Origin of the sequence: Maribacter zhoushanensis, assembly GCF_029350975.1 — a bacterium.
In the GTDB taxonomy this organism is placed as follows: domain Bacteria; phylum Bacteroidota; class Bacteroidia; order Flavobacteriales; family Flavobacteriaceae; genus Maribacter; species Maribacter zhoushanensis.
In genome coordinates, this window is sequence record NZ_JARKMR010000002.1 from 512,473 (window position 1) to 536,867 (window position 24,395).

Sequence of the window (24,395 nt, forward strand, 5' to 3'; positions counted from 1 at the left end):
CATAAGTAATAAAAAAGGAATAGTTATTACCACAGCTATTCCTTTTCATAATTTCAAATAATATGATAACTACAGCATATAACAAAATTGAAGTCACATTGGCTGAATTATTTGAAGACGCCAAGTACGACCAATTAAGAATAATGAAAGCCTTGGCAAAAAGTATTATTGGTCCGATGACACCTTCAGATTTTAAAGACGCATATCTGTCCATCACCAAAAAACAAGGCACTGATATCGTTCAGTTAATAAAAGATAACGAGTTAAAAAATATTGTAGAATTCGGTACTTCTTTTGGTATATCTACATTGTATTTAGCAGAAGGTATATTAGAAACAGAAGGCAGTATTATTACAACTGAACTAATCGCATCTAAGGCAGAAAAAGCCATTGAGAACTTTAAAAAAGCTGGAGTTAATCATCTTATAGAAGGTAGAATTGGTAATGCCATTGAAACTTTAAAACGGTATTCAGAACCTATAGATTTGTTATTTCTAGATGGTTGGAAAGATTTATACTTATCGCTATTTCAAATGCTAGAACCAAATTTTCATGACAACACCATTATATATGTTGATAATGCAGATATGTCTGATACACAGCGGTTTTTAAGTGCTATTAGTCAAAACAAGAAGTACCATTTAGTATCAAAATATGGAGGTAAAGTAGTCATTATAAAAATTAAATAACATGAGCGATATAGCATTATGCCCAACATGTGGCAGCAAGTCAAAATTTAAAGAGAAAAACGGCGAAACAACTTATGAAGCAGTTCAAGATGAAGAGGCTTTCAAAAAAATAGGTCAATTGAAAAAAGCCATGCAAAAGTTTAAGGCAAAAGCTGAGGCTTTAGAAAAAGAGTTGAACGCGTTAAAAGCTACTTTGTAATATGGGATTTTTAAAAAAAAATTACGGGTGGATGATAGTTGCTGTTTTAGCAATTATTCCATTGTTTATTTTAAGCAGCATGTTTAAAATTGATACAACCAATGGCATTGCTTTAAGTTTGGTCGAGAACGGTGGTAAAGAAGGTATGTCTACCTTAGAAATGCTCTATCATATTTCGGGCGAGTTTGCTATTCGATGGATGACAGCCGTACTAACCTGTACCCCATTCTTCATACTTTTCGGTGTCAATAACCTCTTTGTACGTCAAGCAATGGGTATTGCAGCAGCAGTTTGGAGCTTGTTACATTTTGTTATTTTTATTTGGGCAGAAGGCTTTTTAGAAACCTTTACACAAGTAAATTATGTAGCTGGTTTTATTGCTGTTTTAATATTGATTCCACTGCTATTTACATCAAATAGAAAATGGATGAAGAAACTAAAAAGAACATGGAAAAAACTTCAGAGTTGGGCATATGCAGCAATTATACTTAGTCTTTTACATGTAGCTATTTTAGAAAAAACATGGCTAGTTTATGCTATAATCGTTGGTATTGGTTTTATCATTAGAATACCATTTATTAAAGAGAAATTGATAGCATTAAGAACAAAAAAATCAAGCATAGCTTAAGGTAAAGACATTAAAATAATATATTATGAAAATAGCAGTAACATCAGCAAGCGGAAAATTAGGTGCATCTATTGTTAAGCATCTAGTAAGTTTAATTGGTAAAGAAAATGTAATCGGTATCGCAAGAACCGTTACAAAAGCAACGTATTTAGGCGTAGAGATTAGAAAAGGTGATTACAATAGTCGCGAAGACTTTAACCAGGCATTACAAGGGGTCGATGCAGTTCTTTTAGTTTCTGGTATGGACGAACCTCAAAAACGTATTGAACAACACAGAAATGTAATAGAAGCAGCCAAGCAAAATGGCCTTCAGAAAATAGTGTACACCAGTATTGTCGGTGATGAAGATAAAAATGCATTCAGCCCTATAGTGCAGAGCAACAGACAGACAGAAAAAGACGTTCAAGCATCAGGTTTACAATGGGTTATTGGCAGAAACGGAATTTACATAGAACCAGATCTAGAATATATAGATACCTATGTAAAAGAAGGTAGAATCGAGAACTGTGCCGGACAAGGTAAATGTACTTATACCAGTAGAGAAGAATTAGGTTTTGCTTATGCTAAAATGCTCACCGAAGACAAGCATAATGGTAATATTTACAATCTAGTCGGTGAGCCTGTAACGCAAAGTGAATTGGCAGAAAACATCAATAAAGTGTATGGTACCAATCTAATCTACAATTCGGTAACTGTTGAAAATTATGCTGCAGATAGAAAAGCTGCATTAGGTGATTTTATGGGTACCGTAATTGCAGGCATTTACGAGGGTATAAAAAGCGGAGCAAATAATGTGCCTTCAGATTATGAGAAAGCAACTGGTAGGGCACCAAAATCTCTTTTTGAGATGATTTCTGATTTTAAGAATAATAGCTAATTACATTTAAAGACAAAGTATATGGTGTTCTAAATACCTTATACTTTGTCTTTAATTTTGAATAATAGAATATGGGAATAGTTGAATCCATCATAAAAAAGGTCCTTGAAAAGGGAACCATTATAGAAAAAACAAAACTGTCAGATTCGGTTTATAAAATCCGGATTCAGAGTGATGGCATTGATAACTATGATTTTGAACCAGGACACTTTTTAAGACTAGGTGTTGGTATTGGTAAAGATGATATTTCTTTAAAAGATAAAGTCAGAAGCTATAGTGTTTGGGATATCGACAAAGAGAAGAACACTTTAGATATCGCTATTGCAACACATAGTCAAGGCATCGGAGCAAAATGGGTAGAAACCTGTGCCACAAATGATACGGTATATTTTAAATGGAAAAAAGGCAAGTTTTTAGTTGATGATTCTGCTGATAGTTATCTAATGATCGGTGATTTATCGGCACTATCACACTTGTATATCATCAATCGAAATCTTCCAGATAATAAGCATATTAAGAGTTTAATTTACAGTCAACACAACAATGATTTTTTTGCAGATGTTGATGGGTCAAATCCGTTTGATTTTCATGTGATGAGTGAAAATCCATCCACAGAAATCATCCAAAAATTAAATAGTATAATTCCAGAGATGAAAGGCGATACAATGGTGTATCTCGCTGGTGATAGTCGCGTTTGTATTACATTGACCAATTATTTCCGAAAAGAATTGAATTGGAGTACCAAACAGATAAAAACAAAACCTTTCTGGAATCCCGATAAAAAAGGATTGGAATAATTACCATATATTACAGGGTATATATGCAATACCCATGAAATTAAAAGTCTGCCTGATTCAAGATAGTCCTGTTTTCTTTGATATAGAAAAAACTATCGATAAAATAGAAAACCTGGTAAAAACGCACGCTAAAGATGGTGTGGAGCTCATAGTGTTCCCAGAATCGTTTATACCAGGATATCCAAGAGGATTTTCATTTGGTGCAGTTGTAGGTAGTAGAACAGATGAAGGAAGAAAGCTGTACTCAGAATATCGAAATAACAGTTTAGATTTAGAAGGCAAGGAATTGCAAAGATTAGTAAAACTTGCTAAGACAGAGAACTTATACTTGGTTATCGGTGTAACAGAAAAGCAATCTAACAATGGTAGTTTGTATTGTTCAATGCTATACATCTCCCCTACTGACGGTTTTTTGGGTGTTCACCGTAAAATAAAACCTACGGGTAGTGAGCGTATCATTTGGAGTGAAGACGATGGCAAGTCCCTTGTGAGTTTTGATACTAAAATAGGGAAGTTAGGCGGACTAATTTGTTGGGAGAATTACATGCCTTTGGCTAGAATGGCAATGTATCAAAAAGGCGTAGAAATTTACATAGCTCCTACGGCAGATTCACGTGAAGAATGGACTTCTACTATGAAACATATTGCTCTGGAAGGCAGGTGTTTTGTGTTGGGCTGTAATCAGTTTTATACAAAATCAATGTATCCGGAAAAATACCAACATTTGGTTGAAAATGAACCTGAAAATTTATGCCGTGGTGGTAGTGTTATCGTTTCTCCATTAGGTAAAATAATTGCAGGTCCATTATTTGATGAAACAGGGGCATTGGTTGCAGAAATTGAATTAGACGAAATTATAAATGCAAAATTAGATTTCGATGTTATTGGTCATTACTCTCGTAACGATATTTTTGAGTTTAATGCTGTGAATCAGCCAGATATGAAGGTTGAAAAGGCTCTTGAATAATCTAATAATTAAAACTCATGAAAGCATTTACCAAATATAAATATGGCGGACCAGAAGTACTTCAGTTAGAAGAAGTGGCCAAACCTGTGGTAAAAGACAATCATATTTTGGTAAAGGTAATGGCAAATTCCGCTAATCCTGCAGATTGGCACATTTTACGAGGAAAACCTTTTTTTGCTAGATTTTCATTCGGACTCTTCAAACCAAAAGATACCATACTAGGTGCTGATTTTTCAGGCATTATTATAGAAGTGGGAAACGGTGTAGACAATTTTAAAGTTGGCGACCACGTGTTTGGTGAAATGCTAGGTGGTGGTGCTTTTTCAGAATATGCATGTGTACCAGCACAAGTTTGTGCTAAGATGCCAGAGCATGTAGATTTCCCTATTATGGCAGGTATTCCTGTTGCGGGTTTAACCGCATACCAAGCACTTATTACCCACGGAAAAATTAAAGAAGGGGAATCTGTTTTAATCAATGGTGCTTCAGGTGGTGTGGGTCACTTTGCTGTACAAATAGCAAAAGCCTATGGAGCTAAAGTCACAGCAGTTTGCTCCTTTAAAAATATCGCTTTTGTAAATTCTATTGGTGCAAAAAATGTCATTTCCTATGATAAAGTAAACATTCACGAGCATAATGGTAAGTATGATGTAATTATTGATACCCACGGAAATCTAAACCATTCTGACTACACAAGAATGGGAAAAAGAGGTGTCATGGTCGGTTTCACCTCAATGGGTCATATGGTTTCTGTTCTTTTAAAAAAGGCTTTTAGTAAGTTCACGTTAACCCAATTTACAGCCGAAGCCAATACCCAAGATTTAGAAATATTAGCATCACTAGTAAAAGAAGGCAAAATCAAAGTACAATTAGAAAAGACATTCCCATACACTGAAATTCCAGATGCTATAGCTCATATTGAGAAGATGCGAACACAAGGTAAAGTGGTTATGGTTTGGAATAAAGCTCTTTAAATATCACGATCCTCTCACATTCCGGTAAACAATTATTCTATCATTCTTCTTAAAACCCTTAAACTATTCATATCTTATCGGTTCATACCATAAGAAAAATGAAAAAACATACAATTGCCTTAGCATCATTACTACTAGTTTTCTGTTTTACTAGTTGCAAGAATACTACCAAAAAAACATCTGATTCAACTGAAGACACATCCATAGAAAAAGAGTCTGATGAGACTGTTTACGCAAGTGATGTAATTCCGTTTTTTGATGATTGGAAATTAATATTAGGTGACGGTTCAAATGCCGGAATTGCCAATAACTTCGAGAATAAAGATTTTTTCTATACCACAAATGACGGCAAAGAAGATTGGGTCGTTTTTAAAGCTCCCAACGGTGGTGATACACACGGAACCTCTAATAACACCAGAACAGAATTGGCACAGATTAAAAAGTGGTATCCAAAGACAGCGGACGATAAACTAACGGCAACTTTGAAAGTGATGAATGTTTCTTCAACGGGTGATGCTCGTGTTGCAGCTACCTACGCAGTGGTAGTTGGTCAAATTCATAGCGCCGATGCTTTTGAAAACGAACCTCTAAAAATATTTTATAAAAAATTCCCAGGTCACACTAAAGGTTCTGTATTCTGGCATTATGAAATTAACACCGCCGGAGATGACAATGCTAAACGATGGGACTATTCTAATGCCGTTTGGGGAAATGACTTTTCTGTAGTTGGTGAAACGGCAGATACGTATCCCGCAGAACCAGAAGATGGTATTGCCTTGGGTGAAGAATTTAGTTATGAGGTTGTGGTAAAAGACGGCATTATGAGTTTAAAATTTACGAGTGAAGGACATGAAACCAAAACATTTACAAAAAATCTGTTAGCATCTGAATATGCTACTAAAGCAGATATTCCTCAGCAAACGAGAGATTTGTTTTTTCTAATTGGTCAAGATGGTGTAGAACGCAAAGAGGCTTACGCGGGTGAAGGTTGCTTTTTTAAGTTGGGAGCTTATAACCAAACCAATGGTAAATCTCCAGATGTAAATATGAACTGGTGCTCTGGAGCGGAAACCCACGGTGGTGATATTCAAAAACAATATGCAGATGGTAACTATGCAGAAGTGTGGTTTAAAACAGCTAGTATAAGTGTTAGTGATGCTGCTGTATCAAATGAAGGATATTTTACAAAAAATGATTAATCTTCAATTGTCTTATAGTTTTATAAAAAAAATATAAGGCAATTAAACCTTTATGTTAGTTCAAGGTCTTACTTATAAATAGTAAGACCTTTTTTGTGCAAAAATATTATAGAGTTATTTTAACGATTTTCCTTTTTTCGGTAATTTCCAAACAACAGTCTTTTGCTCAAGCCTTGGATAATACTGATGGTAAACGCCAAATAACAGTACATGATTTTGAATCTTTAGAGCCGTTATTGAACACGGAAGAAAGTACCATTCACATTGTCAACTTTTGGGCCATGTGGTGTGCTCCGTGTATTAAAGAATTGCCCGTTTTCAAGGAGTATAGTAAAAATAATGATGTGGAATTATTATTTGTTAGTCTCGATTTTCCTGAAGATATTGAAACAAAACTTAAACCTTTTTTAAAACGAAAAGGCATCACGGCCAAAGTAGTTTTGTTAGATGACCCAGACGCCAATAGTTGGATCGATAAGATTGACCCAAGTTGGTCTGGTGCAATTCCTTTCACCATAATTTTCAATAAGAATAAGCGCACGTACCACGAACGCGCTTTTGAAAGTTTAAACGATCTAGAAAATGAAATACATAACACTTTTAATACTAAATAATAATGAAGAAGTTTAATTTTCTCTTTACCGCTGCCCTAGTGTTTGGCGGTCTGCTTTTTACTGGATCAATTAACGCACAAGATAGAAAAGGACCACCACCAAATGGTGAGCGTAAAGGTCCTCCAGGAGGAGGTCATAGTCCGGTTCAAAGCAAAACCTTAGAAGAAATTGGAGGGTATAAAATAGGAGATGTAGCAGAAGATTTTAGCCTTAAAAATGTAGATGATTCTATGTTTTCATTATCGAGCATTGATAATGCAAAAGGTTATATCGTAGTGTTTACCTGTAATGAATGTCCGTTTGCTAAAATGTACGAAGACCGATTGATCGAACTACATAAGAAATATGCGCCTAAAGGATATTCTGTAGTAACCATCAACCCTAATATAAGCGAAGATAATGACAAGGAGAATTTTAAGGCGATGCAAGCAAGGGCTGAAGAAAAGAATTTTCCCTATGTATATTTAGCAGATGAGAAACATAGTGTTTTTCCTAAATATGGTGCCGTTAGAACACCACATGTATTCTTATTAGATCAAGATATGAAAGTTCAATATATTGGTACCATTGATGATAATGCAAGGTCTGCAGAAAAAGCAAATGTAAAGTATGTAGAAAATGCTATTGAAGCATTAGAAGAGGGCAAAACTCCAGAACTTACTTTTACAAAAGCTATTGGTTGCCCGGTTAAGGCAAAATAAAGGGTTTCAAATTTTACGAAATAAGCATCGATGATCTAGAATCATCGATGCTTTTTATGTTTTAGGTCAATACAGGTTTAATTGTAATAAACACCTCGTTAATAACTTATCAAAATAGAAACACCATATTGTTTTCCTTTTTTCTAAAAATAGCGAACTTAGATGACTCCGTTCAAAAATGAATAGAATCTCTAAAACCGACTATTATAATGAGTAGTATTTCAATCGTGTTAGAACAGGTAAAATCCGAAGGTCCATTAGTACATAATATCACCAACTATGTGGTTATGAACAACACCGCCAATGCACTGTTGGCTGTAGGGGCATCTCCTGTTATGGCTCACGCTATAGAAGAAGTAAAAGATATTGTTACTATTTCCTCTTCTTTGGTAATCAATATGGGAACTTTAAGTGAAAAATGGGTAGATAGTATGCTTATGGCAGCCGAACAAGCAAAGGCTACCAATACTCCGTTTGTATTTGATCCGGTTGGCGTTGGTGCATCTGCCTATAGAACAGAAGTAGCACAGAAAATTATAGAAGCTGCTACGCCTACTGTAATTCGTGGTAATGCATCTGAAATTATGGCATTGGCAAAATTGACGAATTCTACCAAAGGGGTCGATAGTACTATGGCTACACAAGATGCCATTGAAGGCGCAACCTCATTATCAAAGAAATACAATAACACCGTTGTCATTAGTGGTGAAACAGATTATATCATCACAGGAGACACCGTTAGCAAAATAGAAAATGGTAGTCCGTTAATGGCTAGAATCACCGGCATGGGCTGTACGGCAACAGCTATGGCGGGCGCTTGTTTAGGAGTGGAAGAAGATGCTCACTTAGCCGCAACCGCTGCAATGGCAATTATGGGTGTTGCTGGAGATATGGCAAATGAAAAAAGTGTAGGTCCAGGAAGTTTTCAAATGAATTTTTATGATGCTCTATATGATATCGATTCTGAAATTTTGGCTGCTAAAGTGAAGACAAATGCCTAAAGTAGATTACGCTTTAATGTATGTTACGGATGATAGTATTAAGGAAGACAACTCTTTTTTTCAAATACTGGAAGCTGCTTTAAAAGGTGGCGCAACAATCATTCAATTACGAGAGAAATCTTGTGATACGGCTACGTTTTATAAACGCGCACTGCATTGTAAAACATTATGTAATACCTATAAGATTCCACTAATTATAAATGACCGGTTAGATATAGCCCTTGCCATAGATGCCGATGGCGTACATATTGGTCAGTCAGATATGCCTTATGATGTTGCACGTAGATTAATGGGCAATAGTAAGATTATTGGACTATCGGTCAGCAATAAATATCAAGCAGTAAAAGAAGATGCTAAGTCGGCAGATTATATTGGCATCTCCCCTATTTTTTCAACGAATACCAAGACAACCGATTTAGCAGAACCATTGGGTTTATCGGGATTGAAAGAAATTCGGGAATTCTATAAAAAACCAATTGTCTGCATTGGCGGGATTCACAAAGACAATACTAAAGAAATTATAGCCAACGGAGCGGACGGAATAGCAGTTGTATCCGCCATATCTAAAGCAGATAATCCTGAAGCGGCAACAAGTGAACTTAAAAAAATAGTATGCAAGACTGGTACAAACTAGCAAGAACACAAACAGATTATATTCTGGAAGCTATAAAAGGGCAAGCCTTTATCAAAGAACTGATGAACGGAACTTTATCGACTGAGGTATTTCAATTTTACATTAATCAAGATGCCATGTATTTGGCGGAGTACAAAAAAGTACTGGCAACAATTGGGGTAAAATGTGAGCATGTAGATGACACGCAATTTTTTTTAGATTCCGCTACGGGAATCATCAATGTTGAAAATGCCTTGCATCAAATATTCTTAAAAGATAATCAATTGGCACATGAGCCCTCTCCTACCTGCGAACTATATACTAGTTATTTGTCCCGCATCGTGGCAAATCATTCATTAGAAGAAGCTTTGGCTGCCGTATTGCCTTGCTTTACCATTTACAAGGAAATTGGAGATTATATACAGGCGAACCAAACGAACAAAGCAGATAATCCGTATCAAGATTGGATAGATACCTATGGCGGAGAAGAATTTGCAGCCTCCGTAAATAATGCAATAACCATCACCAACAAATATGCAGCAAACGCTTCTGAAGAAGTATTGCAAAAAATGCAAACTGCTTTTGAAAAAGCATCCAAACTAGAATGGATGTTTTGGGACAGCGCCTATAATAAAGAACCATGGAAAATATAAAGACACCTTACCAAAGTGTATTGTCTATTGCCGGCAGCGATTCTGGTGGCTGCGCAGGTATACAGGCAGATATTAAAAGTATTAGTGCTTGTGGTGCCTATGCCGCAACGGTAATTACCGCCACTACAGCACAGAATACATCTGGTGTAACAGATATACACGCAATACCCATTCCGCATTTAGAAAAGCAGTTAGATGCAGTGTTGAGTGATATTAAATTCGGAGCCGTTAAAATTGGTATGCTTCATTCTTGTGAAGTTATTAATGTGGTTCAAGAAAAACTAAAAAAATATAATTCTAAGAATATTGTTTTAGATCCTGTTATGGTGAGCACATCTGGTCATAAATTAATTGCCGATGATGCCATTTCATGTTTAAAAACATTCTTGCCTCACGTTGATTTAATTACGCCCAATATTCCAGAAGCAGAGCTATTGATCGATGAAAGAATTGATAGTGAAAATATGGAAGAGATGACAAAGAAGATTGGAGAACGTTATCAAACCTCTGTGTTATTAAAAGGCGGACATATTGATAATGGCACCATAGTAATGACCGATGTTTTTTACATTCACGAAACAAAAGAATTAAGCATAATTACCAACCCAAGGGTCAATACAAAGAACATTCACGGTACAGGTTGTAGCCTATCATCAAGCATTGCCGCTTTTTTAAGCTTAGGAAAGCCAATGAGAGTTGCTATTAGAAATGGTTGCAATTATGTAAACCAAGCCATCATTGCCGGTCAGCATAAAACCTTAGGTCTTGGCAACGGACCAATTAATCATTTTGGATTGTAGCCTATAAAAAACAACCTAACTATTAGAAAATAAGCCTTTTTGCAAATAGTTGTTTTCAAATTATAAAATAACGAAATTAGACAGTATACAGTAAATGAGCTTGGTAAAGAGTTGAAATTGCATTTATAAACCGCTGCATTAATCATGTACAGCGTTTCAGTACAAAAGGAGAACAAGAGAAAATTATAGTATGAATCACCAAATATTTGAACCACAAGAGAATTTAAAGGACTGGGTCAAATGTTATTGGAATTTGGAAAGTAATTTTGAAAACACACCTTTAAAGAATACTATCATTCCAGATGGTACAATGAAGCTTATCTTTCATTATGCCGATACGTACAAACATCATAAAGAAAATAATGAAAGTATTATTCTGCCCAGGTGCTTTTTAATTGGGCAATTGACAAAACCTTATATTGTTGAACCACTTGGAACTACAGGTTCATTTGTTGTTAGATTCCAACCAAACGGGTTCTTCCCTTTTGCCAATCTTGGTATAAAAGAAATACAAAATACGGCTGTACCGTTAGATAAACTTTTTGGTGAAGATGGAAAAAAAATAGGAAATCAGATTTTAAATGCAAATTCTACTTCTGAAAGAATAGAATTGATAGAAACATTTTTATTGGATAGACTGACCGAAAAGAACACCATTGACCATATTGTAAAATTAACGGTGGACACCATTATAGAAGCAAACGGTCAATTCTCGGTATATGAACTCTCTGAGCAAAATAATATTCATCGCAGGCAATTAACTCGTAAATTCTCATCTACCATTGGTTTAAGTCCCAAACAACTCTCAAAAACGGTAAGAATTCAAAATGCCTTAAAATCATTATTAAATAAAGAAGTTACAAGTTTAACTGATTTGGCTTATAAGAACGAGTATTTTGATCAAGCACATTTTATAAAGGATTTTAAAGAATTTACCGGACTAACGCCTAAAGAGTTTTATGGTAGCGATTTAAAAATGTCCTTAATTTTTGATAGTAAAAAATAGCCTTGTCCCATTTTTACAATTTTATATTTCAAAGTCATGGCATATTTGCAATGCAATAAAGCAATAATATAAAATTATAAAAATGAAAAACGTAAATCCTGTAAACTGGTTTGATATCAATGTTTCTAACTTAAAAAGTGCTAAAGAATTTTATGAAACTGTGTTTAATATAAAACTGGTAGACTTCCCAATTGAATTCGGTAAACAAGCTGGCTTTCCTTTTGACCCAAAAGGTTTAAATATTACTGGAGCGTTAGTTGAAAAAGAAGACTTTGTAGCTAATAGTAACAATACAGTAATCTACTTTGAATCTGACGATTGCACAACAGAAGAAAGTCTAGCAGAAAAAGCCGGTGGAAAAATTATTAGACCAAAAATGTCTATTGGTGAATTTGGCTTTGTGTCAATTCTTATGGATAGGGACGGAAATACTATTGGGCTACATTCCAGAAGATAGCAGATGCCTACTCTCCCATTGCTGTAGAAAACCTATTCAAATATTGATGTATCTGCAACAATATTGCTAGAACCAATCTAGTTTTATACTTTTGGGTGACTTTAAAATCAGCTATGGAATACGCAGAAAATATACTTGGTACCATTGGTAATACTCCCCTTGTAAAAATAAATACACTTACAGAAGAGTTACCATGTTTAGTATTAGCCAAATACGAGACTTTTAATCCTGGCAACTCGGTTAAAGACCGTATGGCGTTGAAGATGATTGAGGATGCAGAAGCTGATGGAAGACTACAACCTGGCGGAACCATTATTGAAGGAACTTCAGGTAATACCGGTATGGGGCTGGCATTAGCAGCAATTATAAAAGGGTACAAATGTATTTTTGTTCTGGCAGATAAACAGTCAAAAGAAAAGTGCGATATTTTAAGAGCTGTAGGTGCTGAAGTTGTGGTTTGCCCAACAGCGGTAGAACCAGAAGACCCAAGATCTTATTACTCGGTATCTAAACGATTGGCGAAAGAAATTCCAAATAGCTGGTATGTAAACCAGTATGATAACCCGAGTAATGCAAAAGCACATTACGAAAGCACGGGACCAGAAATCTGGAAACAAACCGATGGTAAAATCACACATTTTGTTGTTGGTGTTGGTACTGGAGGTACAATTTCTGGGGTAGGCAAGTATTTAAAAGAGCAAAATCCGGATATTAAAATTTGGGGAATTGATACCTATGGTAGTGTATTCAAAAAATACCATGAAACAGGAATTTTTGATGAAAAGGAAATTTACCCATATGTAACCGAGGGTATTGGTGAAGATATTTTACCTAAAAATGTAGACTTCAGCATTATTGATGGTTTCACCAAAGTAACCGATAAGGACGGTGCTGTTTATACACAACGTTTAGCGAAAGAAGAAGGCATGTTTTTGGGCAATTCTGCAGGATCAGCCATAAAAGGAGTGTTGCAATTAAAAGAACATTTTACAAAAGATGATGTTGTCGTAGTGTTGTTTCATGACCACGGCAGCAGGTATATTGGTAAAATGTTCAATGATGATTGGATGCGTGAAAAAGGCTATATAGAATAGCCTTTTTCAAACAGTTTTTACATGCTTTCAACAAACTTTAGAAATACTTTTTTGTGTAGCTCCACATCCATATTCGGAGAAAGTGATACACGGGCTATATAATCCTTATCATCTTCTTTAGTGGTGCCTTGGGTAGAAGTTGCCGGTATTGTCCAGTAACAACCATTTAACTGTCCGTAGCTAACACAATATTTACTCTCATTAGGTATTTCGGTTATCATTAGGTTGATTAGCCTATGGTTCATTTCTCGTTTGTACGTTTCTCTTTCTTCAGGGCTATCACCTTTGGTTGGCAAGTCTAATGAAAAAACAGATGGCGTAAATCCTTCTTTTGCCAATTCTTCAGATACAAAATTGATTTTAGCGGTAGGTAAGGTTTGCTTTATAAAGTTTACAAAATCAAGCGTATTCACATATGCATCGTGAATTCTTTGTATCATTGATGGCATTTGCTTTGCTAAAATTTCATACTGTAAGTCAGTAGCTTCATTATCGCAAAGACTTAAATGCAAGGCAATTTTATCCATTAAAGGTTCCGCTATTTTATTTGCAATACAATATCCTGCAGTGCATTTACCGCCACTTGGAAATTTTGAACCACTAGCAAATGAAATTGTTCTAACGTTTGATAATATATCTGCATCACCTAGAAAGTGAACATTTGGGCAGAACGTTTGATCTAAAATAAACACAGGATCTATAGCTTCGTTCCCACTTGCCGTTTTTCGTTTAGAACTTAAAACAGCTCTTAATTTATGAACATCTGGTACTTCAACTCTTGGGTTTGTAGGTATTTCGGCAATGATAAAAGGTATGGCATCTTCTTTCGCAAGTTTAGCCAAAACGATATCAATACTTTGCACCATATCATTATCACCATCTACAGGTAAATCAACAATCTCAATAGCATCATTACAAGCAGCAACACGTCTTGCTTGGTCATTAGTACCACCATAACAATTTGGGGGAACAACAATTTTAATCGCTTTCCCTTTATGATTTTCAATAGCATGATGAACCAAGCCCATCATAATAGCATATTGAATAGATAATCCGCTAGAAGCAACTAACGGAGTTGTATTGGCACTAGAAACATCCCTTATGGCATCTAATACCTTTGCCTTATTCTCAGCTACATTTGTTTTATGAATTTGAGTAGAAGGTTGCTTAACTAAAGATTGTAGCGCATCAAGACAATTAGCCGGAGTCATTGCTACAGTCTCTCTTCGTCTCACATGCTGAATATCTGAAATATAAGTGTTGTTCTGTTCTCCGTTAACCAATAAAACACTACCTAAATTGGCATATATATCTATGTAAAAATCAATATTAGTAGCAAGGTCAGAAGCAGAAATTTCTTCTTGATGCGATACCAAAATAGTACTACCGTTGAACGCCACTATATCTGCAATATCATCAACTTTCTTTAATTCAAAAGTATAGCCGTAAATCTCACGTAATACATCGGCATCAAAAGAACTGGGTAGTTCTCCCGTATAGGCAATAAGCGTATTTCTATTCTTTAATAAATTTGTTCTAAGGATGGATAAAATAGGAGTCGTCTTTGATAGAAAACTAATCACCTGGTCTGGTGCGATATTGTTCAAATTACCTATTGCCCATTCTAAAATACAAGACAATGGGTGACCAAGACGAATATAATCATAAGCAGTAGGTAAATTACTAAGTGCAGATGAACTAGAATTATTCTCCTTTGCTAAAATTTCAAATTGATTTAAGAACTGCACTTTAGCCAATTCTTCATCGTAAATATCTAACCGATGCGTAGTTAGGTTCAACCAATCACTTGGCATCTGTTCTAATACATCTTTAATATAACTCTTCATGCTACTAACCTCCATAGTTCTTGTCTTTAGACCCTTCGAAATTACATAATAATTAAAACTATTTGAAAATTATACAAAATGTTTTAATAGGACGTTATGTATTCATCCCCCCTACATTTTAAAGCATTTGTTATATAAATTGAAGTATGAAAATATCTTTTATAAAAGCATTAATTGTATTACAATCTGAAGAATCTTTCTTTTCTGACCCAAATGTTGTTCAAACTATTATTGCTGTAATTATTATTCTATTTGGTCTTGCACATCTATTTAGAATAGAAAGATTTAAAGGGTTTGGTTGGATTGTTAGTCCTGCAAGTACAAAACAAAGAGATTGGTTAAACTCCATAGGAGAAAAATGGTATAGCAGATTAATGGGAAGTATTTATACTTTTTTTGGGTTATTGATATTGTATTTAATATGGTGGATTTAACATATAATAGGTTAAGAAACAAAATGTTGTAAGCTAGAATAATTCAATCTAAACTAAATATTATAATATGGGATTAAAAGACATGTTCATAAATCTAATGCGAAAAGTTGATACCGGTTTTGATACGGAAGATTACACGTACGAACAATTAAAAGAAATGGAAGGTCAAGGCTTTGATGTAAAAGAATTGCTTGAGAAATATGAAAAAGGAGAAAATAAAAATCAACTTTTAGATCGTATTAGATTCGAAAATGTTGAAATAGAAAAAAGTAAAATTCCTAATCCTACTGACGTTGGTTTACTAAAGCCATTTATGTATTCAAAAATTGATGTCAATTCAGAATTGTTTAAGAAAAGCATGTCGGCACCACTAATAGGTAAAGACAAATGGTTAGAAAAAGTAAAACAGGGTGAAGTCATTTTGTCTACCGTAGTACAATGCGCGCCACAATTATGGAATGTAAATGAAGATGTTGGCTATGGTATGCTAGTTTGTGCTTTGGTTGAAGATGGGGAGTTCAAGAACAACTCTTTGTTCTTAAAAGCAATTAGTGAACTTCTAAATAATTTTAGAGATGAAGAAGAGGAAGAATTACCTGATAGTTTATCAGAACAAATGATAAGACTATACCATGATTTAGATAATCCAGATTCTACCTTTGACATTAAACTTGATCAAAACTTATTAGACGCCTACGAGTTTGAATTCGATAATAAAAAGGTTATCTCAAATGATATTAGAGTGGCAACAATAGGCTTTTCTGATAGTCAAAATGATAAATTACCTAGAAAAGCTATAGGCTCTGACGGACTACTACCGTTTATAGCATTTAATGATAGAAACGAATTTCATGTCAACAATTATAAAGTTGTGCATGGTTCTCTGTACAGCATTTAAAATGAAAGTAATAATATCAATAGTCTTATAAAACCATTTGTGAGACTATTGTGCTTTAGATAATAAAGAATGGATAAAGAAGTCTATAAAAAAGAATTTACAGAAGAAGATGCTGTTGGTTGGTGGTCAATAGACAATGCTTTAGAAAAAGTGTACGGTAAAACCGAACCAAAACATTACGGACCTTTATGTGGTATGCATTATTCAATTGGCGGTACTGACCCCATAGATGGTGCTAGTATTTATGAGGCTACAAACCAAGAACCTCATAAACATATTGTAAGTTATGGTATGTCTGAGCTGTATTATAATGAAGATAAAACAGACGAAGAATTTAGTAAATGGGGATTTGAATTTACCTTTAGACTAAAGCCTTTTAAAGAAGATAAAGACGAACCTATTTGGGCAATTCAAGTAATGAATAACTTGGCTCGTTATGTTTTTGAAAGCGGAAAATGGTTTGAAGAAAATCATTTTATACCTGCCAACGGACCTATTCGTTTAAATACCGACACAAAAATTACCGGTTTTGTATTTGCCATAGATCCAGAACTTGGTACTATAGAAACACCACACGGTGAAGTTGCTTTTTTACAATTAGTAGGCATTACAGAAAAGGAAGTAGAACGGTTAAAAGCAAACCCTAAAACTACAGAAGTTGAAAAACTAATTAATGAATTAAAGAAAGATAATCCGTTATTGGTAACAGATTTGGGGAGGGAATAATTGCTGTAATTAATGTGATTCGATTTAGAATAACTCTCTATAAAAGATTAAAATGATAGACGAAATAGTTGAATTTGAAACCCTTACTGAATTAGAAGCTTATTTGTTTCAACAAACTAATATAGAAGTTTTAAGAAGTGAACTTTTAAGTGAATTCTCAAAATATGCGGATTATAAAAATGCTGAAGAGTGGAATAAAGCTGTACGTATTTGTGAAAGTTTAGCAATTATTGGTTGGGGTGATAACGAACCAGTAGAAGCATTAAGAGGAATGTTTTTTAATGGCAACCCAATGACTTATTTTCTTAATAGGTTTGGAGAGTTTCGGTTTGTAGATGCAATTTGGTCAAAAAGAAAGGATGGCTATACCATGGAGCAAGGTAGAACTAGTTTCCATGCAAGTCCAGATGATAGCCAGCAACGAGAAACTATTTTATCAGATTACATTACAAAAGAACATATTCAAAATATTAAACTTTTAAGTCAGCGAAATTGGATACCTAAAAATCCAATATGGATTAGAGCGGGACTTAGCAATTGTTATGAAAATTCAAAGCAAGTAATTGAGTCATTACAAAATGACCTTCAAATAGCATTAAATAGAAAAATGCAGCCTGAAAAATATGGTAGAAGTATCAATAGAATTATTATAACCTGTTCATTTAGTTTTTTTGACGACGACCATTGTAAGACTAACTACATCATAAATGAAAGCGACAAAAAAATAAGTAGTAAAAAAGCTTATGTAGAAATACAAAAAATGTTTTCAAAAAAAGAAATTGAAAAAAACGGTTATTTTTTGAGAAATAGATTTGAGTATGGACCTTTGAGAAAAGATACAGGAAGAACCAGAATTAAAATACATTTTGAAAAAGGATTTAGTGAATTAACGCATTCAGAACAAAAACATCAATTAGGCGAATATTTTATAGTTGCCTTAAATAAGATTTCTGAAAAATTGAAGAAACTAGATTATGATTTTGAGCTAATGATGAGTGATTTTACAGTAATCTTAAATGATTGGAAAAAACATAACTAACTACATAGATTATTTTACATCAAAGTGATAAGTTAGGTTGTCCTAATTGCAGTTTTCCCTTTTTAAATTTTACTTACTGCCATTGCATTGTATTTTTAAAAAACGACCTTCGTTCTCATCCGCTAAAAAGACCTTGTGCTGAGCTTGCCTAAGTTTTAAAGATTCACTTAGCTTACCATTGGTATTAAATTGATTAAAATGAGCACTACCCCTTTAAAAATAATCACCAGTCTTATCTTATTGGTTCTAAGCTTAACCGCTTGTAATTCACCTGCTGCAATATCGGGTACGCTAACAGGATTAGATAAAGAAAACACCAAAATCTACTTAATTCAACCTGAAGACTTACAGCATGTAGCAGCTTCCTATTTAGGTAAAGTAATAGACTCCGCCATTGTAAATGCTGATGGTAGTTTTGAGTTCCACAACCTACCAAATACAAAAGAATCTGTATTGTTAGAATTAGCTGTACAACCTACAGGGAAAGTGGGCAATTATTTGCAAATCAATGACCCAATTCAAGCAAACTATATGCCTATTGTTTGGCAATCTGGAGAACCAATTCAAATCTCAGCGCGGTTTGATGAATTTCAAAAAAGTTTTACGTTAGAAAACCCTTCAGATTTGAATAGCGCTTTGTTAGCGGTAAGAGATATCAAAGCGGAAGCATACCAAACCTTTCTTGCCAATCAGCATTGGAATGTAGAAGACGGCGGTGAATTAATGGCAAAAGAACATGCTAGTTTACGATACAAGACAGCTTTAATAGAGTTTGCAGATAGCACTCCCTATCTTCTGCCGGCATTGGTAGCGTTAAGATGGGTAAGTCCAGAAAATGATTACGAACGCGTGCCTGAATTTTTAGTGAATCAATGTACGAAGTGGAAGGAAAATGAAGCCGATCACCCGTGGGTAAAACAGCTTTGTGAAAAAAGTGAGCCGACTAATTTACCTGTATTAATCGGCGATAAATTCCCGAACACTCAACTTCCTTTGTTGTCAAAAGATACCGTATATATCAAAGATGTATTAGGTAAAAAACTTACAATAATTGACTTATGGGCATCTTGGTGTGCACCTTGCAGATTAGAGAACCGTAAGGTTCTAGTGCCGCTTTATAATGAATATCATGAACAAGGTTTACAAATTGTTGCCTATGCCTTAGAAAGTGATGAAGCAGCCTGGAAAACCGCTACAAAACGCGATGGAGCCGACCGCTGGTTGCAATCTTCTGATTTGCAAGGTGATGATGCCCCATTTTTAAAGAAAATACGTGTTCGTACCATTCCTGCGAACTTTATTCTAGATAGTAACGGAGTGGTCATTGCTAAAAATTTGCATGGCCAAGATTTAATAAATTTGGTGAGAAGTAGTTTTGAGAAATAAGCTGAAACTATATTCCAATTAGCCATTTCGTTAATAACTTGATTACAACTCATATTGTAAGTACTTGCGTACAACTATTGAAATATAGAACTTAGCTTTCTCTCCCCGAAACATAACAATAATAAAGCTAAAAAGAATTGAAACTCTTCTTAGCTCCTCGTTTTGTCTCATTTACGCTGACACAGCCTAACAAAAAAATAAATAATATGAACGAACAAATACAAAAATGTTTTAGAGATTTTCATGATAAAATCAGAATCAAGGATTTAAATCGTGAGGAAGAAAGTAATAAAATACTCCGTGAAAAGCGAGATATTTTACTGAATGATATTAAGACCTACTTTGATAAAAAAAATAAAGATAAAGAACCTGAAGAAAAAATCAATTTTAAATGGTTCAATCAGGGAAGTTATGCAATGTATACAGGTGTTAAGCCCATCGATGATGGTGACTTCGATATTGATGTTGCAATAGTACTGAACCTTAATAAAGACGATTATTCAAACTCGACTACAGTAAAAAAATGGATATTTGAAGCGTTAGATACAAAAGCTAATAGAACTGTTTTGTGGAAGAAACCGTGTATCACAGTTCAGTATACAAAAGCTGGTGAAGAAAAATATCATGTGGACTTTGCAATATACGCAGGTGAAAACGAGGATGGGAAATATTATTTAGCACGAGGAAAAGAAACGTCTGTTACTGCAGAAAAGAGATGGGATGAATCCTCGCCAAAAGAACTAAAAGAAAAAATTAATAATAAATTTCAAGAATCTGAAGAACGAAAACAATTTAAAAGAATAATAAAATTTCTTAAAAGGTGGAAAGAAGAAAAGTTTAAAGGTGAAAATAGTGGAACAGGAAAACCAACAGGGATTGTCTTAACAGCTTTGACATATAAACACTTTAGCCCTTGCGTAAAAAATAATTTTACTAACGAAATTGAGGTAGATGATTTGGATGCCTTATTATACACAGTTACGCAGATTAATAATTCAAGCATATGGTCAGAAATAGAAGTTTATTTACCTGTATCTCCTTATAATAATCTCTTTTCAGAAATGACCACCATACAAATGGATATGTTCAAGGAGAAACTAATTGCCTTAAAGACCAACTTAGAAGAAGCACAGGAGAATATTGATCCCCATGAGGCAACTAAATTAATTCACAAGGTTTTAGGAAAAGATTTTCCTGTAATTGAAAAAGAAGCAATTTCAGAGAGATCCTCAAGACCAGCTGTGACAAGCTCAGGAGAATCTGCATAAATGCGTATAAAAGAAATAACAGAATGTTTGAACTCCATAGACTTTATTTCAAAAATTGAAAAAATTGATTCCTCATCAAAGCCAAATAGAGGTGTCATTTTTCTTTTCAAATTTGAGATGATCTTTCAAGATAAAAAGGAGTTGTTCAATATTGGTTTTAAAGATAATTTTCCCTTAGGAAAACCAATCATCTTTATAAAATCGTACAATCAATTTGGTTTTATACCGCACATAGACCCTGATGGATATGTCTGCTTTGCTCATGATGAAGGTTTAGTTCTTGATTTTAAAAATCCCAAAGGAATTATTGAGGAGAGTATAAAGCTAGCAGTATCAACCCTAATTGATGGAATTGCTGGAGTTAATAGAGATGATTTTTTCAATGAATTTGATAATTATTTGCGAGCAAACAAACATACAAAAACTGGTCTTTTATCGTTTTTAGAGGTTTCTGAAGATGTAAAAAAAATCTGTGCTTATGAATATAAGAATAAGGTGCTTTTATGTGAAAGCAAAAGTAAGCTTAAACGATATAATTTAAAAAGTTTGCTAAATTATAATAATGAAAAACTAAGAGAGTTAAATCCTTTCGTATATGCTCATATTGACTTACCAATTGAACCACATGAATTTGATAAGAAATGGTATAAGAAAGAATTTCTAGATATTATTGAATCAAGCTTACAAAAGTCAAAAAAGTTAGAATTAAACAAATTAATGTTTACTCTTAAAACCACTAATATATTATTGCATTTTCAGGCTCCAAATTTAAGTGACTGTTTAATAGGATTTAATATTAAAGAGAAGGGACTTGGAAAAAGTTCAAAGGCAGTTGAAATAGATGTTTATTATATCTCTAGAATTGATTCTAAGTATATTAATTTACGAGGAGGAGCTTTCGATAATCTAAGTAAAAAGAAAGTTTTAATAGTAGGTTGCGGTTCTGTAGGTGGTTTTATAGCACATAAATTAGTTAAATCTGGCGTTGTTAATGTCACTCTTGTTGATAATGATAAATTTAATTTGGATAATATCAATAGGCATGTTTTAGGAATAAACTCTATTGGTAAGTTTAAAACAGAAGCCTTAAAATCTTTTATAGAAATTTCGGCTATTACAACTAAGATATCTGTAGAAAATAATAAAATTGAAAAAGCAATTGAGACCAAAAATGTTAAACTTAAAGATTATGATTTAATAATATCAGCGACTGGTAATCCAACTGTTAATTTGTGGTTAAACGATTTATTGGTAAAAGATTACAATACGCCTCTAATTGTTACGTGGGTTGAACCTTATGGTATTGGAGGTCATAGTATTTTATTAAATAACCAAAATAAGAAAGGATGCTATCGCTGTTTAATGGATCAAAAAACAAATCATAACACTGCTGCATTTTATTCTGACAATCAATCATTTATTAAAAGTATAACGAGTTGTTCAAGCGTATTTACGCCATATGGTGTCTTGGATGCGGAACAGTCTGCTATAGGTTGTGTCAAGCTTGCATTGTCATATTTTTTGGGAAAAGAAAATGATAACCCAATAATATCTTGGAAAGGAGATAGTGAAGTATTTATTAATAATCATTTTAATTTATCTGAAAGGTATAATTTGAGTGATGAGGAGTTGTATAAAGTAAGATATTTATATAAAAATAAAAGATGTGAAACATGTGCAAAGCTATAAGGTTTAAATTACCTGGTAATGGCATACTTCAAATTAATGGAGACGTAATTAAAGAACTTTCAATGTTTAAACAAATAGAGTCAGAAAGTACTGAAGCAGGTGGTGTTATATTAGGGAGAATATTAAAAGAAACTAATCACTTAATTATCGATGAAATAACAACTCCATTTAAGAGTGATATTAGAAAAAGATTTTATTTTAAAAGGCGTAAAGAATCACATCAAAAAATAGTAGATAAAAGATGGAAAGAATCTGATAAAACTGAAAATTATTTTGGGGAATGGCATACGCATGCCGAAGATAACCCAACACCCTCTTATGTTGATAAAGATGACTGGAAAAGGCGTGTGAAAAGGGATAAATTATTTTTAGACTTTCTGGTTTCCATCATTGTTGGAAGAGAAAGTATAGAAGTTTGGTTAACAGATGAAAATGAGAAAATTATTAAACTAAAAAAAGCAAATGTTTGAATTTAAATACAAACAATTAGAATTTAAGTGGCTAAGTGTTAGTCTTTACAACAAAATATGTATAGGTGTTTTTACTCTAGGATCAACTTTAGTCGCAGATAGTTTTACATTAAATTGGTGGGATTTATTTATTTTTAATTTTAGCGCAAATAATATAGAACTGGCATATAACCAAGTAGATGATTTTAATTTTGTAGAATTAATTTTAGGTTTAGTCTTTATTATCCTTTCTATTGTTTTTTTTTTATTAAAGAAAAAGTATGAATTATGGTATAAAACCAAGTATTCTCGTAATTTAATAGCGATAAAGCAACAGGGTTTACAAGCAACAAACTTTCCTGATTTCAATAAAAAAGTAGCAGGTAAAGATTTTCGAAGTTTTAATATTCACAATATTTTGATTGATGAAATTAATTTCGATAGGAAGAAAGAATATAACAAAGCACTTATTAATCAAGATTATATAATTTCGGACATTATAAATCTGAAGAATTCTCTTATAAATCATGAACTTGCATATTGGGGGATTTCAAGAATTCCTTTAACATATAGGCTTGGTGTAAAATTAAGTGACACTCAAACAATAAATGTTTTTGACTACAACAGAAAAAAGCAAAAATGGAATCAATTATCTTATTCTAGGGTCAAGAATTTATTGATAAGATCTAATAAATTTTCTATTAAAAAATCAAATATTCATAAAGCTTCATCTGAGGATTTAATATTATCGATAAGTACCACCTTTAATGTTTCTAAAGATGAATGTTTAAAAGTTATTCCAAACTATTACAAAATTTACGAACTAAGTATGTCTAATATTGGTCATGGAAAAAGGGATCGCTTTAAAACTATTAATGAAATAAATACACTTTCAGAGCAGTTCAGACAATTGATGGATGAAATATCAACAGACCCAAATATCAAAACAGTTCATTTGTTTTATGCTGGTCCAAATTCACTTGCTTTCAAATTTGGTACAGTTTTATCAGAATCTATTCATCCAAATATGCGTGTTTATAATTATACTAGGAGTGATACACCATGTTTTTCATGGGCATATGATAGCAATAAAGATGAGATCATAAATTTCTAAAGAAAAAACCAGACATAACAATGTATAAAAATAACAGCCGAATCAGCATTAAATCAGAGGGTTGTAGCCCTTAGCAACACTCTTTAATTTGATAGAAAAGTGCCACGCAATCGGATACTATTCTAATACTAAACCGATAACGAAACCCCACTAATTCATCTCTATTCTTCTCTTCAATCCATTTGCTCCTAAACTTGGTTGTACATAAAGTCTGTTATTCTAGTTTTATAACGCGTAGGTGATTAATAAACCTTATCCAAATGATCAAACTGTAAC

The 24,395-nt window shown here is 33.7% G+C and carries 27 protein-coding genes; 26 read left to right on the forward strand and 1 reads right to left on the reverse strand.

Annotation, left to right across the window (positions count from 1 at the left end; translation table 11 throughout):
- Positions 1–62: 62 nt before the first annotated feature.
- The 17 genes from PXD56_RS08945 (at position 63) to PXD56_RS09025 (ending at position 13,269) form a co-directional block, all read left to right on the forward strand.
- Positions 63–689, forward strand: a complete 627-nt coding sequence (locus tag PXD56_RS08945) for an O-methyltransferase (RefSeq protein WP_276492991.1) — start codon at positions 63–65, stop codon at positions 687–689.
- A 1-nt stretch (position 690) separates the two neighbouring features.
- Positions 691–888 carry a hypothetical protein gene (locus tag PXD56_RS08950; protein ID WP_276492992.1) on the forward strand — a complete coding sequence of 66 codons (198 nt, stop codon included), beginning with the start codon at positions 691–693 and terminating at the stop codon, positions 886–888.
- Position 889: 1 nt separating this feature from the next.
- A complete protein-coding gene (locus tag PXD56_RS08955; protein WP_276492993.1) occupies positions 890–1,516 on the forward strand; it encodes a ferric reductase-like transmembrane domain-containing protein in 627 nt (208 codons plus the stop codon).
- 25 nt (positions 1,517–1,541) lie between these two features.
- Positions 1,542–2,393: an SDR family oxidoreductase gene (locus PXD56_RS08960; RefSeq protein ID WP_276492994.1), complete on the forward strand. Its 852-nt coding sequence runs from the start codon at positions 1,542–1,544 to the stop codon at positions 2,391–2,393.
- 71 nt (positions 2,394–2,464) lie between these two features.
- On the forward strand, positions 2,465–3,190 hold the full coding sequence (locus PXD56_RS08965; RefSeq protein WP_276492995.1) for a siderophore-interacting protein: 726 nt from the start codon (positions 2,465–2,467) through the stop codon (positions 3,188–3,190).
- A gap of 34 nt (positions 3,191–3,224) precedes the next feature.
- Positions 3,225–4,157, forward strand: coding sequence for a carbon-nitrogen hydrolase family protein (locus PXD56_RS08970; protein WP_276492996.1), 933 nt, complete (start codon positions 3,225–3,227; stop codon positions 4,155–4,157).
- A 17-nt stretch (positions 4,158–4,174) separates the two neighbouring features.
- Positions 4,175–5,131: an NAD(P)-dependent alcohol dehydrogenase gene (locus PXD56_RS08975; protein ID WP_276492997.1), complete on the forward strand. Its 957-nt coding sequence runs from the start codon at positions 4,175–4,177 to the stop codon at positions 5,129–5,131.
- Positions 5,132–5,229: 98 nt separating this feature from the next.
- Positions 5,230–6,330 (forward strand): polysaccharide lyase family 7 protein, encoded by a 1,101-nt coding sequence (locus PXD56_RS08980; protein WP_276492998.1) that lies wholly within the window; start codon positions 5,230–5,232, stop codon positions 6,328–6,330.
- A gap of 95 nt (positions 6,331–6,425) precedes the next feature.
- Positions 6,426–6,944 (forward strand): TlpA family protein disulfide reductase, encoded by a 519-nt coding sequence (locus PXD56_RS08985; protein WP_276492999.1) that lies wholly within the window; start codon positions 6,426–6,428, stop codon positions 6,942–6,944.
- A gap of 2 nt (positions 6,945–6,946) precedes the next feature.
- Positions 6,947–7,645, forward strand: a complete 699-nt coding sequence (locus tag PXD56_RS08990; protein WP_276493000.1) for a thioredoxin family protein — start codon at positions 6,947–6,949, stop codon at positions 7,643–7,645.
- Positions 7,646–7,854: 209 nt separating this feature from the next.
- On the forward strand, positions 7,855–8,646 hold the full coding sequence (thiM, locus tag PXD56_RS08995) for a hydroxyethylthiazole kinase (protein ID WP_276493001.1): 792 nt from the start codon (positions 7,855–7,857) through the stop codon (positions 8,644–8,646).
- Positions 8,639–9,280, forward strand: coding sequence for a thiamine phosphate synthase (thiE, locus tag PXD56_RS09000; protein ID WP_276493002.1), 642 nt, complete (start codon positions 8,639–8,641; stop codon positions 9,278–9,280). The genes thiM and thiE overlap by 8 nt, the downstream gene beginning before the upstream one ends.
- Positions 9,259–9,912 carry a thiaminase II gene (gene tenA, locus PXD56_RS09005; RefSeq protein WP_276493003.1) on the forward strand — a complete coding sequence of 218 codons (654 nt, stop codon included), beginning with the start codon at positions 9,259–9,261 and terminating at the stop codon, positions 9,910–9,912. The genes thiE and tenA overlap by 22 nt, the downstream gene beginning before the upstream one ends.
- The gene (thiD, locus tag PXD56_RS09010; protein ID WP_276493004.1) at positions 9,900–10,712 is read left to right on the forward strand and encodes a bifunctional hydroxymethylpyrimidine kinase/phosphomethylpyrimidine kinase; all 813 of its coding nucleotides are present in this window, start codon (positions 9,900–9,902) and stop codon (positions 10,710–10,712) included. The genes tenA and thiD overlap by 13 nt, the downstream gene beginning before the upstream one ends.
- Before the next feature lie 190 nt (positions 10,713–10,902).
- Positions 10,903–11,718 carry a helix-turn-helix domain-containing protein gene (locus PXD56_RS09015; protein WP_276493005.1) on the forward strand — a complete coding sequence of 272 codons (816 nt, stop codon included), beginning with the start codon at positions 10,903–10,905 and terminating at the stop codon, positions 11,716–11,718.
- An 82-nt stretch (positions 11,719–11,800) separates the two neighbouring features.
- On the forward strand, positions 11,801–12,175 hold the full coding sequence (locus PXD56_RS09020) for a VOC family protein (RefSeq protein WP_276493006.1): 375 nt from the start codon (positions 11,801–11,803) through the stop codon (positions 12,173–12,175).
- A 113-nt stretch (positions 12,176–12,288) separates the two neighbouring features.
- Positions 12,289–13,269, forward strand: coding sequence for a PLP-dependent cysteine synthase family protein (locus PXD56_RS09025; protein ID WP_276493007.1), 981 nt, complete (start codon positions 12,289–12,291; stop codon positions 13,267–13,269).
- A 17-nt stretch (positions 13,270–13,286) separates the two neighbouring features.
- Here PXD56_RS09025 and PXD56_RS09030 read toward each other — a convergent pair whose 3' ends face one another.
- Positions 13,287–15,131 carry a PLP-dependent aminotransferase family protein gene (locus PXD56_RS09030; RefSeq protein WP_276493008.1) on the reverse strand — a complete coding sequence of 615 codons (1,845 nt, stop codon included), beginning with the start codon at positions 15,129–15,131 and terminating at the stop codon, positions 13,287–13,289.
- Positions 15,132–15,262: 131 nt separating this feature from the next.
- Here PXD56_RS09030 and PXD56_RS09035 point away from each other — a divergent pair, with 131 nt between their 5' ends.
- The 9 genes from PXD56_RS09035 (at position 15,263) to PXD56_RS09075 (ending at position 24,119) form a co-directional block, all read left to right on the forward strand.
- Positions 15,263–15,550 carry a hypothetical protein gene (locus PXD56_RS09035; protein ID WP_276493009.1) on the forward strand — a complete coding sequence of 96 codons (288 nt, stop codon included), beginning with the start codon at positions 15,263–15,265 and terminating at the stop codon, positions 15,548–15,550.
- A 67-nt stretch (positions 15,551–15,617) separates the two neighbouring features.
- Entirely contained in the window at positions 15,618–16,448 is an 831-nt protein-coding gene (locus tag PXD56_RS09040) for a hypothetical protein (RefSeq protein WP_276493010.1), read from the forward strand.
- Between the two features lie 69 nt (positions 16,449–16,517).
- The gene (locus PXD56_RS09045) at positions 16,518–17,174 is read left to right on the forward strand and encodes a suppressor of fused domain protein (RefSeq protein WP_276493011.1); all 657 of its coding nucleotides are present in this window, start codon (positions 16,518–16,520) and stop codon (positions 17,172–17,174) included.
- Between the two features lie 52 nt (positions 17,175–17,226).
- Entirely contained in the window at positions 17,227–18,213 is a 987-nt protein-coding gene (locus PXD56_RS09050) for a hypothetical protein (protein ID WP_276493012.1), read from the forward strand.
- A 198-nt stretch (positions 18,214–18,411) separates the two neighbouring features.
- Complete coding sequence (locus PXD56_RS09055; protein ID WP_276493013.1) at positions 18,412–19,599, forward strand: TlpA family protein disulfide reductase; 1,188 nt, start codon at positions 18,412–18,414, stop codon at positions 19,597–19,599.
- 206 nt (positions 19,600–19,805) lie between these two features.
- Positions 19,806–20,867 (forward strand): cyclic GMP-AMP synthase DncV-like nucleotidyltransferase, encoded by a 1,062-nt coding sequence (locus PXD56_RS09060; RefSeq protein ID WP_276493014.1) that lies wholly within the window; start codon positions 19,806–19,808, stop codon positions 20,865–20,867.
- The gene (locus tag PXD56_RS09065) at positions 20,868–22,556 is read left to right on the forward strand and encodes a ThiF family adenylyltransferase (protein WP_276493015.1); all 1,689 of its coding nucleotides are present in this window, start codon (positions 20,868–20,870) and stop codon (positions 22,554–22,556) included. It abuts the gene before it with no gap.
- The gene (locus tag PXD56_RS09070) at positions 22,541–23,026 is read left to right on the forward strand and encodes a Mov34/MPN/PAD-1 family protein (RefSeq protein ID WP_276493016.1); all 486 of its coding nucleotides are present in this window, start codon (positions 22,541–22,543) and stop codon (positions 23,024–23,026) included. Before PXD56_RS09065 ends, PXD56_RS09070 begins: the two co-directional genes overlap by 16 nt.
- Positions 23,019–24,119 carry an SAVED domain-containing protein gene (locus PXD56_RS09075; protein WP_276493017.1) on the forward strand — a complete coding sequence of 367 codons (1,101 nt, stop codon included), beginning with the start codon at positions 23,019–23,021 and terminating at the stop codon, positions 24,117–24,119. Before PXD56_RS09070 ends, PXD56_RS09075 begins: the two co-directional genes overlap by 8 nt.
- Positions 24,120–24,395: the final 276 nt, after the last annotated feature.

Excerpts from the sequence above, each read along its gene's own strand:
- PXD56_RS08945 (WP_276492991.1), top strand. The coding sequence starts at position 63 with ATGATAACTACAGCATATAACAAAATTGAAGTCACATTGGCTGAATTA.
- PXD56_RS08950 (WP_276492992.1), top strand. The coding sequence starts at position 691 with ATGAGCGATATAGCATTATGCCCAACATGTGGCAGCAAGTCAAAATTT.
- PXD56_RS08955 (WP_276492993.1), top strand. The coding sequence starts at position 890 with ATGGGATTTTTAAAAAAAAATTACGGGTGGATGATAGTTGCTGTTTTA.
- PXD56_RS08960 (WP_276492994.1), top strand. The coding sequence starts at position 1,542 with ATGAAAATAGCAGTAACATCAGCAAGCGGAAAATTAGGTGCATCTATT.
- PXD56_RS08965 (WP_276492995.1), top strand. The coding sequence starts at position 2,465 with ATGGGAATAGTTGAATCCATCATAAAAAAGGTCCTTGAAAAGGGAACC.
- PXD56_RS08970 (WP_276492996.1), top strand. The coding sequence starts at position 3,225 with ATGAAATTAAAAGTCTGCCTGATTCAAGATAGTCCTGTTTTCTTTGAT.
- PXD56_RS08975 (WP_276492997.1), top strand. The coding sequence starts at position 4,175 with ATGAAAGCATTTACCAAATATAAATATGGCGGACCAGAAGTACTTCAG.
- PXD56_RS08980 (WP_276492998.1), top strand. The coding sequence starts at position 5,230 with ATGAAAAAACATACAATTGCCTTAGCATCATTACTACTAGTTTTCTGT.
- PXD56_RS08990 (WP_276493000.1), top strand. The coding sequence starts at position 6,947 with ATGAAGAAGTTTAATTTTCTCTTTACCGCTGCCCTAGTGTTTGGCGGT.
- thiM (WP_276493001.1), top strand. The coding sequence starts at position 7,855 with ATGAGTAGTATTTCAATCGTGTTAGAACAGGTAAAATCCGAAGGTCCA.
- thiE (WP_276493002.1), top strand. The coding sequence starts at position 8,639 with ATGCCTAAAGTAGATTACGCTTTAATGTATGTTACGGATGATAGTATT.
- tenA (WP_276493003.1), top strand. The coding sequence starts at position 9,259 with ATGCAAGACTGGTACAAACTAGCAAGAACACAAACAGATTATATTCTG.
- thiD (WP_276493004.1), top strand. The coding sequence starts at position 9,900 with ATGGAAAATATAAAGACACCTTACCAAAGTGTATTGTCTATTGCCGGC.
- PXD56_RS09015 (WP_276493005.1), top strand. The coding sequence starts at position 10,903 with ATGAATCACCAAATATTTGAACCACAAGAGAATTTAAAGGACTGGGTC.
- PXD56_RS09020 (WP_276493006.1), top strand. The coding sequence starts at position 11,801 with ATGAAAAACGTAAATCCTGTAAACTGGTTTGATATCAATGTTTCTAAC.
- PXD56_RS09025 (WP_276493007.1), top strand. The coding sequence starts at position 12,289 with ATGGAATACGCAGAAAATATACTTGGTACCATTGGTAATACTCCCCTT.
- PXD56_RS09030 (WP_276493008.1), bottom strand. The coding sequence starts at position 15,131 with ATGGAGGTTAGTAGCATGAAGAGTTATATTAAAGATGTATTAGAACAG.
- PXD56_RS09035 (WP_276493009.1), top strand. The coding sequence starts at position 15,263 with ATGAAAATATCTTTTATAAAAGCATTAATTGTATTACAATCTGAAGAA.
- PXD56_RS09040 (WP_276493010.1), top strand. The coding sequence starts at position 15,618 with ATGGGATTAAAAGACATGTTCATAAATCTAATGCGAAAAGTTGATACC.
- PXD56_RS09045 (WP_276493011.1), top strand. The coding sequence starts at position 16,518 with ATGGATAAAGAAGTCTATAAAAAAGAATTTACAGAAGAAGATGCTGTT.
- PXD56_RS09050 (WP_276493012.1), top strand. The coding sequence starts at position 17,227 with ATGATAGACGAAATAGTTGAATTTGAAACCCTTACTGAATTAGAAGCT.
- PXD56_RS09055 (WP_276493013.1), top strand. The coding sequence starts at position 18,412 with ATGAGCACTACCCCTTTAAAAATAATCACCAGTCTTATCTTATTGGTT.
- PXD56_RS09060 (WP_276493014.1), top strand. The coding sequence starts at position 19,806 with ATGAACGAACAAATACAAAAATGTTTTAGAGATTTTCATGATAAAATC.
- PXD56_RS09065 (WP_276493015.1), top strand. The coding sequence starts at position 20,868 with ATGCGTATAAAAGAAATAACAGAATGTTTGAACTCCATAGACTTTATT.
- PXD56_RS09070 (WP_276493016.1), top strand. The coding sequence starts at position 22,541 with ATGTGCAAAGCTATAAGGTTTAAATTACCTGGTAATGGCATACTTCAA.
- PXD56_RS09075 (WP_276493017.1), top strand. The coding sequence starts at position 23,019 with ATGTTTGAATTTAAATACAAACAATTAGAATTTAAGTGGCTAAGTGTT.